The organism is Alcanivorax sp. NBRC 101098 (assembly GCF_001010505.1).
GTDB classification, from domain to species: Bacteria; Pseudomonadota; Gammaproteobacteria; order Pseudomonadales; family Alcanivoracaceae; genus Alcanivorax; species Alcanivorax borkumensis.
The window spans coordinates 2,765,193-2,779,750 of sequence record NZ_AP014613.1 but is presented as its reverse complement, the minus strand read 5'-3'; the positions used below and the strand labels follow the sequence as shown (position 1 = coordinate 2,779,750).

The following is a 14,558-nucleotide window of genomic DNA, read 5'->3' as shown; positions in this document are numbered from 1 at the left end:
GTGGGGGAGGATCATAAGGAGGCAGCACGCCGTGGACGGTCTTGCCCTTCAGCTGTTCTTGTTCACTTTGCAGTATGGAGACCGGCCTGGCCATCAGGCCCCGTTGGCTTGGGGAAGCGGGGGCCACCAGTCGCTAACGGCGCCGTTTTCCCATACCGCCAAGTCTCCGAATTGCAGCAATACAAATTCGCTTTGTGTGGGGCGGAGGAATAATTGATCGTCGACCTGTAGTGCGGTGTCTTTGCTGGCGTTGTACATCATCTGGTTACTGCTGGCGCCATATAGCGGGTTGGCCTGGATGCCAGGCGGAGAGATCGGCTCGGCTTTCCAGTAACCCCCGTAAATAAAATAGCTTTGCCGGCGATTGGTGTCCCAGCTTTGCCAGAGTTCGCCCAGTGGTAGTGGGCCGGGCAGGGCGAGGCCATTCAGTTGCTTGATCACCGGGGCGGCAATAAAGGCCGCGGGTTGGAAGCGTTGCAGTAGTGGCAGATCGAAGTCGCTGGCTTTGACTAGGCAGGAGCCGGCACTGAGTTCGTTGACCACGGTGCTGTCGTCATAGAGCGCTAGCGTTGGGCTGCCGGCACCGTTAAAGCACAGGTCTTGTTTTCGATAGGCCGGATTCAGTTGGTACAACCTGTGGATATACTGCTGGTAGAGGGCCTCCGTTTCCCGGTGGCCTTCTTCTGCGCTCTGTACAAAACCGGGTAGTCTACCCACGTGAGCGTCGTAGCCCATGAAGCCACTAAAGCGTAGCTGTTCGGGGTGGGCCTCAATCAGCGCGATCATGACGTCCAGTTGCTGGGGGTCGGTAAGCCCGCCCCGGTGCAGGCCCACATCGATTTCAATGTTGATGTTGAGACGTCGTTGCTGCTCGCGGGCAAGGCTCAGGTATTGCTCTAGACGAGTGGAGGAATCAATCAGCCACTGCAGTTGTTGGTCCGGTTTGAACGGGCTGGGATGGCTCTGTTCATTGTGGCTCAACTCAGAATAGAAACGTCGTGCTGCCCGAATCGGCATGGGTTTACCCAGTAGCATGTCACAGTCGGGTTCGGCATCGGCCAGAGCGTTCATAAAAGGTTGATGGAATACCATTATCCGCCGGCTGCCGGTGTGGGTCATTACTTCCTGAATAAGGGGGACGCTGGGTAGGGATTTGGCCACGATGCGAAGCTGGCAGTGGCGGGGCATCATGCTCATCAGTGTCTTGCAGTTGGCGGCCAGTCGTTGGCGATCGATGAGCATCAAGGGGCGGCCCGGTCCGGCGCGACGCAGGTAGTCGTTGATGGTTTGAAAGTAATCGCCGTGGGGTTGGCCCTGATTGCTCGGCCTTAGCAGCCAGCCACTGGCGGCCAGGGTGGCCATCGCGATTAGAAGTCCACGGCGTTTCATAAACGCCCCCTTTTGCTATCAATGAAGACGGTGCAGGCAAACCTCGCACTACGTAAACAGCGTCTTGAGATGGTCATTCAGCATGCGTCCTTGTGGGTCCAGCTCACGACGTACCGCTTGAAAGCGCTCAAAAGCGGGGTACAACTCCGTCAATTCTTCGCGTTCCAGGCTGTGAATTTTGCCCCAGTGGGGGCGTCCGGCGTAGCGGCGCAGAATAGGTTCAACCACACCGAAGAGGGGCTGATAGTCCTGTTCGTAGTATTGGTGTATAGACAGGCTGGCGCTGGGTTGCTGATAGAACATGGATAGCAGGTTGTTGTCGGCGGCCACATAGCGAAATTCAATGGGAAAGAAAACATTGATGTCATGCTGACGAATGGCGTCGCACACTTCTTCCAGGCAAGCCATGCCGTCTTCAGCAGGCACGCTGTATTCCATCTCGTTGAAACGTAAGGTGCGATGGTTGGCAAACACCTTGTGCGACGGCCCGGTGAAGGTGGCTTCTTCGACAAATTTCGTGGCGAGCGTTTGCAGGGTTGGGGTCAGCCAGCCGGCATGCATGGCCAGTTTGCAGGCCATTTCCAGGATGTCATTTTCATTCTGGCGTGGCGGGCCATTCTTCGGGTCGTCGGTGATTTCCAATGTTTTGACGATGGCCTGCTTGCCGAGCGGGAAGGGGAAAATTTCAATATGGCGGTAGTTGTCTTTCTCCTTCTGCACATAATCCATGGCGTCACGAAGGGGCAGAGTCCAGGTTCGCTCCTTGAGTCGATAGGTTGGCTGATGGCGCAAAGTGATGTCTGAGACAATACCCAGTGCGCCGACGTTACAGCAGGCGGCAAGGAAGTGATCCCCGCCATCGGCGTTTAATTCCAGTAGTTCGCCACTGGGCAGCATCAGGCGAATAGCATCCACTTGCCCGGATATGCTGGTAAGGCCGGTACCGGTTCCGTGAGTGCTGGTGGCAATGGCCCCAGCAAGGGACTGCAAATTAATGTCCGGTTCATTGCTGAAACTGTAGCCCAGGCTATGGGCCTGGGCGCTGGCTATGGCCAGCCGGGTGCCGCCGCCCCAGGTAAACAGGTCTTCATTTTGGTGGCGTAGTCCCCCCATGGCTTCAAGCGAAATCATGGTGTCGTTAGAGGGGGCCACCGCACTGAATGAGTGGCTGCCACCAAAGGCGCGCAGGGTACCGGTGCCAGACGTAACCGCATCGCGAAGTTCGTCCTGGTTACGGGGGAACAGTAACTGGCTGGGCTTGGCTTGCTGATTCCCTGACCAATTTTGCCAGGTGGCGGCTTTGCTCGTGTCGGCGAGCAGTTGGCTAGGGCTCATTGAGCCTAGAGCGCCAGTGGCGGCCAGGGATTTCAAAAAAGCACGGCGGTTCAGTGACGAAAAAACAGGCATGGGCGACCTTGTTGTATTTTTCGTACGATCGTACCACGATGGAATTTGGGCGCCACCCTGCTCTGTGAGCCGGCGCCCATTCTAGGATTATTCCGGGGTGTCGATGCCCAGTGAGGACCACATTTCATCCACCCGGGTTTTTACAGCGGGATCCATGGCGATGGCGCGGCCCCACTCGCGGGTGGTTTCGCCTGCCCACTTGTTCGTGGCATCCATTCCCATTTTGGAACCAAGGCCGGCCACCGGAGAGGCGAAATCCAGATAATCAATGGGCGTGTTTTCGATCATCACGGTATCGCGGGCCGGGTCCATGCGGGTGGTCATGGCCCAGATCACATCTTTCCAGTCACGGGCATTCACGTCGTCATCGCAGACGATCACGAACTTGGTGTACATGAACTGGCGCAGGAATGACCAAACGCCCATCATCACGCGCTTGGCGTGGCCGGGGTACTGCTTCTTCATGGTGACCACGGCCATGCGGTAGGAGCAGCCTTCCGGCGGCAGGTAAAAGTCGACGATCTCGGGAAACTGCTTTTTCAGGATGGGCACGAAGATTTCATTCATGGCCACGCCGAGTACCGCGGGTTCATCCGGCGGCCGGCCCGTATAGGTGCTGTGATAAATCGGGTTGCGACGGTGAGTGATGCGCTCCACGGTGAATACTGGGAAACGCTCCACTTCATTGTAATAGCCGGTGTGGTCGCCGAAGGGGCCTTCGTCAGCCATGTCACCTGGATAAAGAAAGCCTTCCAAAACGAATTCGGCGCTGGCGGGCACTTGCAGGTCATTGCCGATACATTTCACCAGCTCGGTCTTGGAGCCGCGCAGCAAACCGGCAAAGGCGTATTCGCTGAGGGTATCCGGCACTGGGGTGACAGCGCCCAGAATCGTGGCCGGGTCGGCGCCCAGTGCCACGCTCACCGGGAACGGTTCGCCAGGATGTTGCTGTTGCCATTCTTGGAAATCCAGTGCTCCGCCCCGGTGGCTCAGCCAGCGCATGATCAGCTTGTTGCGGCCGATCAGTTGTTGGCGGTAAATCCCCAGATTCTGACGTTCCTTGTTAGGGCCGCGGGTGATGACTAGCGGCCAGGTCACCAGGGGGCCGGCATCATCAGGCCAGCAGGTCTGGATGGGCAGTTTGTACAGGTCCACCTCGTCGCCTTCCAGCACCTTTTCCTGGCAGGGGCCGGAGCTGGACACCTTGGGGCTCATGCTCAGGACCTTGCGAAATACCGGCAGTTTTTCCCAGGCATCACGGAAACCCTTGGGCGGCTCCGGCTCCTTGAGAAACGCCAGCAGCTCACCCAGCTCGCGAAGCTCTGCCACCGAGTCACGGCCCATGCCCAGTGCCACCCGCCGTTCAGTGCCGAACAGGTTGCCCAGCACCGGAGTGCCAAACCCCACCGGGTTTTCGAACAGCAAGGCTGGCCCGCCGGCTCGCAGAGTACGGTCGCAAATTTCCGTCATTTCCAGTTTAGGATCCACCGGCACAGTGATGCGCTTAAGCTCGCCGAGCTGTTCCAGTTGGCTAATGAAGTCTCGAAGATCGCGGTATTTCATGGCCTTCCTTTTGATCCGGTAACCGAGCGGGTTGTGCGGCGAGTATAACAGTAAGGACGGCAAACGCTGGACGGCAGGAACATGAAGCAAAGAAAAACAAATAAACAGAGGGAAGGGAGCCAACAAAACACGGCAGACTTCACCGCAGGCGAAGCCTGCCGTGTTTTTTCCTATTCGCTTTTCATCAGCGGCAGGCTTATTGGGTGCAGGTCAGGCTGCCAGACGTTTGTGAGGGGGGACGAAAAGCATAACAGCTACAGTAGGTTTCTTTGCCCTGGCAGGCCAGACGCTGTTCTTCCAGGTTGTCACGCTGTTGTTGCCGGATTTTTTGCTCTAGTTCAGCGGTTCTGGCTGCTCTAGTGCGGGCAAGTGCCGCGGCTTTCTGTTTGCGGACGGCGGCATCGCGCTGTTCTGCTTGTTTGAGTTGTGCCAGTGCGTCTGCCAGGTTCCCGCTTATGTTTGCCAGTTCACGGTCCAGTTGGGCCTTGCGTTCTGCGTAGGTTCCGCCTGTGGCGCGCCATTCTCGGCAGGCTGCATCGCGGCGAGATTGCGCTTTTTTGCGGGCTCTGCGTTCTTCTAGGCTTTCATCTGAAGGGTTGCTCTCCAAGCAAAGCTTGAACGCGCAGGTGCATTGAGAGGGGTAGCTGGCTTCCTTTTCCTCGAACTCTTCCCGGGCATCACGCTGCATGCGTTGATACCGGGAAACTTCTGCATTGAAGGGCTCGGCTTCTTTGCTTATCGAGGCAAGGCGTCGCTTGTCCTGATTCGTGATGGATTGTTCTGCGAGGGTCGCGGGGTCGGTTTCCTGCTTTGTGCCATAGCGGCCATAGTCTTCGTAATGGAGTTGGCCATTGCGAGAGCTGACGCCTTTTTCATAGGGCTTGCCGTCGTAGAAGGTGCCCGCAAAGACTACGTTGCCATCGGCGTCGGTGAGCAAACCTTTCCCTTCTGGCTTGCCAAAATAGCTGGAATACTCCCCTTTATAGCGTTTGCCATCAGGGTAAATAAGCACGCCATCAGTGGTGTAATCCCCTCGCTCCATGCGTCCTTGGTAGGTCATGCCGTTCGGCAGGCGTAGCGTGCCTTCGCCGTGGGCGAGGAGCTTGCGTGCAGGCCCCTGCCATTGCCCGCCGTAGGTTTTTATTGCTTGTGCGGTTTCGGTATGGGGAACCTGTCTTGTCAGAGTGCGACCTTCAAGCGCACCGGCCTTGAATGGCCAGGCCGTGTAAAAATTCAGGGGGTTGCTGCTGGCGTCGACATAGCCCATTCCAAGCAGATTGATTTCACCGGCATCGATACTAATGCCTTTAGTTGCCATCTCACCCCCTTGGCGGTGTTTGCCTAGTGCGGTGTAGGGCAGTAGCTCGACAGTGATATCGTAATCGCCTGGCCAGAGTTCCAGCAGGTAGTAATCTGAGGTACCAATCGTGCCAATGATTTCGTCATCCACCAGTAACTGTAGCTCGTATTCCCTGATGTTTTCTTGCCAGTATTTTGCGTAGAAAACGTAAAGCAATGCTTTGCCTGGGGCTGGTGTTTGCGCAGCGAAGGGAGGCGTGCTGGAGATGTTAACGGCGGAAGTCAGGCAGCTGCTCAGGAGTAGCGTAGAGAGCAGGATAAAGGCCGCTTTTCGCAATACATGTAAGTAGGTGTCCATGTGATGCTTCCCCCAGCACCTGAAGATATAGGTCCCAGGGGCATGATGTTTGAAAGTGCTGATGTCACGAGATTAATAGAAAGATAGCGTAGCCGCTGATCGGCAGGCAAGCGCCGGTGGCGGATAACAAAAACCCCGCCGAAGCGGGGTTTTGCATGTTGCTTGAAGCGTGCGGCGCGTTGCGCCGCTTATTTGCGCTTCATGGAATCGAAGAATTCCAGGTTTGTCTTGGTCTGCTTCATGCGGTCGATGAGGAATTCCATGGCGCCAATTTCGTCCATGGGGTGCAGCACCTTGCGCAGGATCCACATCTTCTGCAGTTCGTCTTCGCTCACCAGACGTTCTTCACGACGGGTGCCGGATTTGCGGATATTCATGGCCGGGAACACACGCTTCTCTGCCACCTTGCGGTCCAGATGCAGTTCCATGTTGCCGGTGCCTTTGAATTCCTCGTAGATCACTTCGTCCATTTTGGAACCGGTGTCGACCAGAGCGGTGGCGAGGATGGTCAGGCTACCTCCTTCCTCGATGTTCCGCGCGGCACCGAAAAAGCGCTTGGGCTTTTCCAGGGCGTGGGCGTCAACACCACCGGTGAGCACCTTGCCGGAGCTGGGCTGCACGGTGTTGTAGGCGCGCGCCAGACGGGTGATGGAGTCCAGCAGGATTACCACGTCCTGTTTGTGCTCGACCAGCCGCTTGGCTTTCTCGATCACCATTTCAGCCACCTGAACGTGACGGGCCGGTGGCTCGTCAAAGGTGGAGGCCACCACTTCACCGCGCACGGTTCGGGACATTTCTGTCACTTCTTCCGGGCGCTCGTCGATGAGCAGCACAATCATGTGAGTTTCGGGGTTGTTGCGGGCAATGGACTGGGCCACGCTCTGCAGCAGCATGGTCTTACCGGCTTTGGGCGGCGCGACGATTAGGCCACGCTGCCCTTTACCGATGGGTGCCACCAGATCGATTACCCGAGTGGTAATGTCTTCGGTGGAGCCATTACCGATTTCCATGACCAATCGCTGAGTAGGAAACAGCGGGGTCAGGTTCTCGAACAGGATTTTGTTCTTGGCGTTTTCCGGGCGGTCAAAGTTGATCTCGTTGACCTTGAGCATGGCGAAGTAACGCTCGCCATCCTTGGGAGGCCGGATTTTTCCGGCGATGGTGTCGCCGGTGCGTAAATTGAAGCGACGGATCTGGCTGGGCGAAACGTAAATGTCGTCCGGGCCGGCAAGATAAGATCCTTCAGCGGAACGAAGGAAACCGAAACCATCCTGCAGGATTTCCAGCACGCCATCGCCGTAAATGTCGGAGCCATTTTTGGCGGCGCGTTTAAGGATGGAAAAGATAACGTCTTGTTTACGGGTTCTTGCCAGGTTCTCGAGACCGAGTTCCTTGGCAATGTCCAGAAGTTCTCCAATCGGCTTCTGCTTCAGTTCAGAAAGATTCATTGGCGTCTAATTTGGTGTCTTTGGATGAATTGAGAGGATGCACCACCGCAGTGTTGCAGTTGTTTTGATAATCCGGTTTTTTCGGAATCTGGCCCGGCAAGCCTAAAGGGGGCCATAAGGAAAATAGGTAACCAGAGGTTCCGAGGACTAACTAAAGGGGGTGCTTTATTAAAGCTGGTTCTGGAATCTATCACTCATGGTTGGGGCTGTCTAGCCCGTCGGTCGTGGCAGGGTAAGGAAACCCCTTCGCCGGGCGACGAAGGGGTAACAGGTTATTACATCCGTGCTTAAAGCGTGCTGTCCAAGAATGCGGTCAGTTGGCTTTTAGACAGGGCGCCCACTTTGGTGGCTTCCACGTTGCCATTTTTGAAAACAGTCAGGGTAGGGATGCCTCGAACGCCGTATTTCTTCGGTGTTTCCGGATTATCATCGATATTGATTTTGGCAATGGTCAGCTTGTCGCCGTACTCTCCGGCCAGTTGCTCAAGGATCGGCGCGACCATTTTGCAGGGGCCACACCAAGGAGCCCAGTAATCGACCAGCACGGGGCCGTCTGCGTTGATGACCTTGGCTTCGAAGTCCGCATCGGTCACGTTAATAATCTCGCCGCTCATTGAATTCTCCTGATATAAAGGTTTCAAAGACCTGTCACGGTTGCTTACCGGCCTCTGTGATGATGAATAATATCAGGTTGCGGGTGAAGAATTTCAAGCGAGGTCGTTAATTATCGCTGTAGTCGCTGCCTATGACATCGTAACGCCATGATTTTTGGATAGAATTGGCCCAAAAGAAGGAGTGACTATGGAGCATGGCGAACATCTGGCTGCCATTGATTTGGGGTCGAACAGTTTTCATATGGTGGTAGCCCGACAAGCGCAGGGAGAAATCCAGATTCTCGACGGGTTGTCGGAGAAGGTGCAATTGGGGGCCGGCCTAGACCGGGAAAATCGCTTGGATGAGGACACAGTGGAGAGGGCGCTGGAGTGCCTTGGCCGGTTTGCCCAACGGATTGCCGGAATTCCACGCGGTAGCGTGCGGGTGGTGGGGACCAATACCCTGCGCCAAGCCCGTAATGCCCGGGATTTTATCCGCCGCGCGGAAGCCGTGTTGGGCCACGATATTGAGGTGGTAGCCGGACGAGAGGAAGCGCGGCTGATTTACCTGGGGGTGGCCCACACCTTGGCTGATGACGCTGGGCAGCGGCTGGTGGTGGATATTGGCGGTGGTTCCACTGAGCTGATCATTGGTGAGCGGTTTGAATCCACGGAAACCGAGTCGTTGCATATGGGCTGTGTTAGCTTTGCCCAGCGTTTTTTCCCCAATGGCGAGATCACGGAAAAAGCCTTTGATCGGGCGGTGACGGCGGCACGCCAGGAAGTGTTATCAATCCATGCCAATTATCAGCGCCTTGGTTGGCAGCAGGTGGTGGGGGCCTCGGGCACGATCAAGGCAATCAGCCTTGTGTGTGTGGAGAACGGTTGGTCGGAATTCGGCATTAGCATGGAAGGGATGAAAAAAGCCCGTAAACGGGTGATTAAAGCTGGTGCCGCGGACAAGCTGGGATTGAAGGGGTTACGTGAGGATCGACAGCCTATTTTTGCTTCTGGTCTGGCCATTTTGTACGGCATTTTCGAGCAGTTAGGCATTGAACAAATGGATGTTTCCAGTGGCGCTTTACGTGAAGGGTTACTGTACGACTTACTGGGGCGCTTTGGTCACGAGGATGTGCGTGATCGCAGTATTCAAGCGCTGATGAATCGCCATCATGTGGAAAGCAGCCAAGCAGAGCGCGTGTGTGCCACAGCCCAGACGTTATACCAGCAGGTAGCCAGTGATTGGCAGATCGAGGGAGCCGAGGCCGCGGATACGCTCCGTTGGGGCTGTTTGCTCCATGAGGTGGGATTGGCGGTGTCTCATAGCCAGTTTCACAAACACGGTGCTTATCTGGTGACTAACTCGGATCTGCCCGGTTTTTCTCGTCAGGAGCAGCAAATGGTGGCGTTGATGGTGCGCGGTCATCGTCGCAAGGTGCCCTTGGCTGCGCTGGCGGAATTGCCGGAGGATGAACAAACCTGCTTGCTGCGACTATGTTTGGTACTGCGTTTAGCGGTGCGGTTGCACCATGCCCGTAGTGATGAAAAGGTGCCTGAAATTCACGTGCAGGCAACGGGTAATCGTCTTGCCATTACCTTTCCGGTTGGCTGGTTGGAGCAGCACCCGCTTACCCAAGCGGACCTGGAGCAGGAACTCGATTACTTTCAGGCGGCAGGGTACCAGCTGGTGTTGGCGTGAAAGGAATCGCTGCGAGCCGCTAGCGATGAGGAAAATAGCCTTAAAATGGGGGTGCGCGCTTTAGCCGGCGCAACCCCTTTAAAGCTAGAAGCTTGTTCATCCCCCTAGCGTATCGAGCAGGCTCTGTTGGGCAATGAAGCGCTCTTCGCCGTTTTGTGGTTGCACCCGCTGGTAGTGGCCGTCTGGCTGCAGTTCCCAGGCGCGAGAGTTGTCTCGCAAATAGATATGCAGGCCCTGCTCTAAGATCTGTGCCTTGAGAGCGGGGTCATTGATCGGAAAACACGTTTCCACACGGTTGAACAGATTGCGCTCCATCCAGTCGGCGCTGGAGCAATACACCAGTTCGTCACCGCCGTGGTGGAAATGGTAGATGCGGGTGTGTTCCAGAAAGCGGCCGATAATAGAACGCACGCGAATGTTCTCCGACAGGCCAGGAATTCCGGGCCTCAGGCAGCATATGCCCCGTATGATTAGGTCGATTTCCACGCCCGCTTGGCTGGCCCGGTACAGGGCCTGCATGATATTTTTTTCTGTCAGGGAATTGAACTTGGCAATAATGCGTGCAGGTTTACCTGCCTGGGCTTGTGCGGTTTCAAAGTCGATCCACTCGATAATCGAGGGGTGTAGGGTGAACGGCGAATGCTTGAGCTGCTTCAGCCGGGCCGCCTTACCCATACCCGTCAATTCCTGAAATATCTTGTGCACGTCCTGGCCCATACTCTTTTCGCAGGTCATCAGGCCATAATCTGTGTATAGCTTGGTCGTTTTTGTGTGGTAATTGCCGGTGCCTAGATGCACATACCGTTTGATGCCGTCACCATCCCGGCGCACCACCAGAAGCATTTTGGCATGGGTTTTATAACCCACCACGCCGTAGACCACGATGGCGCCGGCTTCCTGTAGGCGGCGGGCTCCTTCAATATTGGACTCTTCATCAAAGCGGGCGCGGAGCTCGACAATGGCGGTGACTTCTTTGCCATTGCGGGCAGCGGTTTCCAAATGGTCGAGGATTTCTGACTTGGTGCCAGTGCGGTATAGCGTTTGCTTGATGGCTAGCACTTTGGGATCGCGGGCGGCTTCGGCCAGCAGGTTAATCACCGGCTGAAAGGACTCATAGGGGTGATGCAGCAGGATATCGCCTTGGTCGATGGCATCAAAAATGGTTTCGCTCTTTTTCACCACTGGCGCTAATTTGGGGGTGAAGGGTGGGTAGTGCAGACGCGGCCGGTTTACGCTGGTGAACATGCGGGCCAGATTTACCGGGCCATTTACTTCGTACAGGTCTTTTTCGGTAAGCTCAAACTGCTCTAGCAGATAGTGCATCAGGTGCTGTGGGCAATTGTCGGCTACTTCCAGGCGCACTTCGTCTCCATAGCGGCGTGATAGCAGCTGACCTTTCAGGGCGCTGGCCAAATCCTCTGCTTCTTCGTCCACTTCCATGTCCGCATTGCGGGTTACTCGGAACTGGTAACAGCCGGTGGCCTTCATGCCTGGAAACAGGTCGGACACATGAGCGTGGATCATGGAGGAGAGGAAAACGAAGTTATCGTCACCGCTTTCACTGATTTCATCGGGGATGCGAATGAGCCTGGGCAGGGACCGGGGTGCCGGTACAATGGCGAGCCCTGTGGAGCGACCGAACGCATCCTTGCCGTCCAAGGGTACGATGAAGTTCAGACTTTTGTTTACCAAGCGTGGGAAGGGGTGCGAAGGATCTAGCGCGATTGGAGTGAGAACCGGATATATCTGCTCGCGAAAATACTTCTTTACCCACTCTATTTGGGCTTCGGTCCAATCTTCGCGGCGCAGAAAATCCACACCTTCTTCACGCAGGGCAGGGAGTAGTACGTCATTGAGGATACGATACTGGCGCTCTACCGCTTCGTGCGTAATGGCGCTGATGGATTCCAGCAGCTCTTCGGGCAGCAGGCCATCGGGACCGGGCTGCCCGGTATGGGTTTCCAGTTTGTGCTTCAAACCCGCTACGCGAATTTCGAAAAACTCGTCCATGTTGCTGGAAAAAATCAATAAAAAGTTCAGCCGTTCCATCAATGGGTGGTTTTCATCCGAGGCTTGCTCGAGCACACGCAGATTGAACTGCAGCAAGCTAAGTTCCCGGTTCAAATAATAGTCCGGATTACTGAACTCGCCGTTGCTGGAATCAATGACATTGTGCTCGTTGTCACCCTGTTCATTGGATAAAGCATTCATAGTGTCGTCCTGACTGGAGCCGGCATGTAGGCCCTATTCCATGACATTAATGTTACGCAGTAATGACAGCCGGAAAATGAATCGGCGATTCGGCTGTTGGGCCCGTTTGTCCGTGACGAGCCATGAATAAGACTATCGCGATTAAGGAAAGGCTGCTAAGGAAAGGCTGTAGGAGGAAGTAAATTCGGTAGGAGACAAAAAAACAAAAAAGTCGGAGGGTATATCTTTTTCGCCGGGGTGCGGATTTCGGTGGTCGCAGGTTAGGGCGGATACCGAAAGGCCGAGCACGATCAATAGGCAGGCCACAGGGTGTTAAAAAGGCAGGCAGAACAGGAACGGCAAGCACGGGTCGTTCCTGTTTTGCTTACATTGAAGCGCGTGTCGCCTTCGGTTAACGCTGTTTTTTCAGTGCTTGCGCTGCCGTCTTGGCAAAGTAGGTGAGGATGCCATCGGCGCCGGCGCGTTTGAATGCCAGCAAGGATTCCATCATCACTTTGTCTTGGTCCAGCCAGCCGTTTTGAAAAGCGGCCATGTGCATGGCGTATTCGCCACTCACTTGATAGGCGTACACAGGGACTTTGAATTCGTCTTTCACTCGGCGGACCACGTCCAAGTAAGGCATGCCCGGTTTCACCATTACCACGTCGGCGCCTTCCGCCAGGTCTAAGGCGATCTCATGCAGCGCCTCATCGGAATTGGCTGGGTCCATTTGATAGGTGGTCTTGTCCGCCTTGCCGAGATTGCCGGCGGAGCCGACCGCATCGCGGAAAGGGCCATAGTAGGCGCTGGCGTACTTGGCAGAGTAGGCCATGATACGGGTGTGGATATGGCCGTGGGCTTCCAGGGCATCGCGAATGGCCCCGATGCGGCCATCCATCATGTCTGAAGGGGCAACCATGTCGGCGCCGGCGTCGGCATGGGATAGGGCCTGCTTGACCAGTGCATCCACGGTCACGTCGTTGAGTACATAGCCGTTGTCATCAATGATGCCGTCCTGGCCGTGGGTAGTGAACGGATCCAAGGCGCCGTCAGTGATGACTCCCATCTCGGGAACGGCTGCCTTGATCGCGCGCACGGCACGCTGGGCTAGCCCCTCAGGGTTCCAGGCTTCACGGCCATCGAGGGTTTTTATATCGCCTGGGGTGACTGGAAACAAGGCCATGGCGGGAACGCCTAGATCGGCCAGCTCACGGGCTTCTTCCACCAGCAGATCAATGCTTTTACGTTCCACACCGGGCATGGAGGGAACGGCTTCGATTTGATTGCTGCCTTCCAGTACAAACACCGGGTAAATCAGGTCGTCAACGGTGAGGGTGTGCTCGCGCATCAGGCGGCGGGAAAAATCATCGCGGCGCATGCGGCGCATACGTGTGGCGGGCCAGGAAGCACGGGTGACAGACATGCGCAGGGTTCCTCTAGTAGTATGGGCGCGCCTGGTGCTGGGGTAAGCTAGTTCAACGTTAAAACGCGAAGCATGCCAATGCCATCTTGGCTTTCTGGGCTGCGCGCTTTTGAACTTTCAATGCATCCAATCGCATTACAAACAACACGCTTATGGATGTGTTGGCATCAGGCTGAATCACGTGAGTTTAGCAAGAGCGGTAGACGATGGAAAAACAACCGGCCTTTCATTTGGCTTTTCTGGTGAATGATCTGGAAGACGCTGCGGATTTTTATTGCCGCGTGCTGGGTGGGCGTCGTGGGCGCGATGCTCCGAACTGGGTGGATGTGGACCTGCACGGACATCAGCTCTCCTTGCATAAAGGCGAAAATTTAACGCCGATCCAGGGCTACAGTGAGGTGGACGGCCATCCAGTGCCGATGCCTCATTTTGGCGTGGTGCTCAGCTTTGCCCGCTGGGAGGCCCTAGTGGAGCGGATTTACCAGCACCAGTGGCCGTTTCTGCTTAAGCCTCGTGAGCGATTCGCGGGGCAGCCCGCGGAGCAAGGAACGTTCTTTGTTCAGGACCCTTCTGGCAACACCTTGGAGTTCAAGGGGCTGCGCGAATTGCACCGGATCTTCGAGGTATAACCCATGGGCCGCTGGCGACCGAAGGGCAAACCTGCCTCCAAGTACATCACCGTTGAGGGATACCATAAGCTCAACGATGAGCTGCAATATTTATGGAAGCAGAAGCGCCCAGAGATCACCCAGTCGGTGCAGGAGGCGGCGGCCCAGGGCGATCGCTCGGAGAACGCAGAATACATCTACGGCAAGAAACAGCTGCGGGAGATTGATCGGCGGGTGCGTTTTCTTAGCAAGCGCCTGGATGACATGACGGTGGTGGATCGGGTGCCGGAAGACCAAAGTCGGGTGTTCTTTGGTGCTTGGGTAGAGCTGGAAAATGACACAGGGGACACTGAAACCTACCGGTTGGTGGGGCCAGATGAAACCGATGCGGGAAGAGGCTATATCAGTATTGATGCGCCATTGGCGCGAGCCTTGCTCAAGAAACAGGTGGATGACGAAGTGGAGGTGCGAACCCCTGCTGGCGAGCGTTGTCTGTTTATCAACCGCATTTGGTACGAAGAGCCTGCACGTCGGGATTGAGCCTAGGCTTGTACAGGCGCGTATGAGCTGGTGGGCAGGCT

The 14,558-nt window shown here is 55.9% G+C and carries 11 protein-coding genes; 3 read left to right on the top strand and 8 right to left on the bottom strand.

Going from position 1 to position 14,558, the window contains the following annotated elements:
* Positions 1-93: 93 nt before the first annotated feature.
* The 6 genes from AS19_RS12605 to trxA form a co-directional block, all read right to left on the bottom strand.
* A complete protein-coding gene (locus AS19_RS12605; protein WP_046962163.1) occupies positions 94-1,389 on the bottom strand; it encodes an alanine racemase in 1,296 nt (431 codons plus the stop codon).
* Between the two features lie 48 nt (positions 1,390-1,437).
* Positions 1,438-2,796 carry a D-arabinono-1,4-lactone oxidase gene (locus AS19_RS12600; RefSeq protein WP_052753772.1) on the bottom strand — a complete coding sequence of 453 codons (1,359 nt, stop codon included), beginning with the start codon at positions 2,794-2,796 and terminating at the stop codon, positions 1,438-1,440.
* A gap of 87 nt (positions 2,797-2,883) precedes the next feature.
* Positions 2,884-4,359 (bottom strand): 4-hydroxy-3-polyprenylbenzoate decarboxylase, encoded by a 1,476-nt coding sequence (ubiD, locus tag AS19_RS12595; protein WP_011589738.1) that lies wholly within the window; start codon positions 4,357-4,359, stop codon positions 2,884-2,886.
* A 196-nt stretch (positions 4,360-4,555) separates the two neighbouring features.
* Positions 4,556-6,016 carry a hypothetical protein gene (locus AS19_RS12590; RefSeq protein ID WP_035460071.1) on the bottom strand — a complete coding sequence of 487 codons (1,461 nt, stop codon included), beginning with the start codon at positions 6,014-6,016 and terminating at the stop codon, positions 4,556-4,558.
* Between the two features lie 188 nt (positions 6,017-6,204).
* Positions 6,205-7,464 carry a transcription termination factor Rho gene (gene rho / locus AS19_RS12585; protein WP_007151393.1) on the bottom strand — a complete coding sequence of 420 codons (1,260 nt, stop codon included), beginning with the start codon at positions 7,462-7,464 and terminating at the stop codon, positions 6,205-6,207.
* Positions 7,465-7,751: 287 nt separating this feature from the next.
* Positions 7,752-8,078, bottom strand: a complete 327-nt coding sequence (trxA, locus tag AS19_RS12580; protein ID WP_011589736.1) for a thioredoxin TrxA — start codon at positions 8,076-8,078, stop codon at positions 7,752-7,754.
* A gap of 187 nt (positions 8,079-8,265) precedes the next feature.
* Between trxA and ppx the strand changes: the two genes are divergently transcribed.
* Entirely contained in the window at positions 8,266-9,756 is a 1,491-nt protein-coding gene (gene ppx / locus AS19_RS12575; protein WP_035460072.1) for an exopolyphosphatase, read from the top strand.
* 96 nt (positions 9,757-9,852) lie between these two features.
* Here ppx and ppk1 read toward each other — a convergent pair whose 3' ends face one another.
* Positions 9,853-11,967 (bottom strand): polyphosphate kinase 1, encoded by a 2,115-nt coding sequence (gene ppk1 / locus AS19_RS12570; RefSeq protein WP_046962162.1) that lies wholly within the window; start codon positions 11,965-11,967, stop codon positions 9,853-9,855.
* A 391-nt stretch (positions 11,968-12,358) separates the two neighbouring features.
* Positions 12,359-13,369 carry a porphobilinogen synthase gene (gene hemB / locus AS19_RS12565; RefSeq protein WP_011589733.1) on the bottom strand — a complete coding sequence of 337 codons (1,011 nt, stop codon included), beginning with the start codon at positions 13,367-13,369 and terminating at the stop codon, positions 12,359-12,361.
* 206 nt (positions 13,370-13,575) lie between these two features.
* Here hemB and AS19_RS12560 point away from each other — a divergent pair, with 206 nt between their 5' ends.
* Positions 13,576-13,998 carry a VOC family protein gene (locus AS19_RS12560; protein WP_011589732.1) on the top strand — a complete coding sequence of 141 codons (423 nt, stop codon included), beginning with the start codon at positions 13,576-13,578 and terminating at the stop codon, positions 13,996-13,998.
* Positions 13,999-14,001: 3 nt separating this feature from the next.
* Complete coding sequence (greB, locus tag AS19_RS12555; protein ID WP_011589731.1) at positions 14,002-14,517, top strand: transcription elongation factor GreB; 516 nt, start codon at positions 14,002-14,004, stop codon at positions 14,515-14,517.
* The last annotated feature ends 41 nt before the right edge of the window (positions 14,518-14,558 follow it).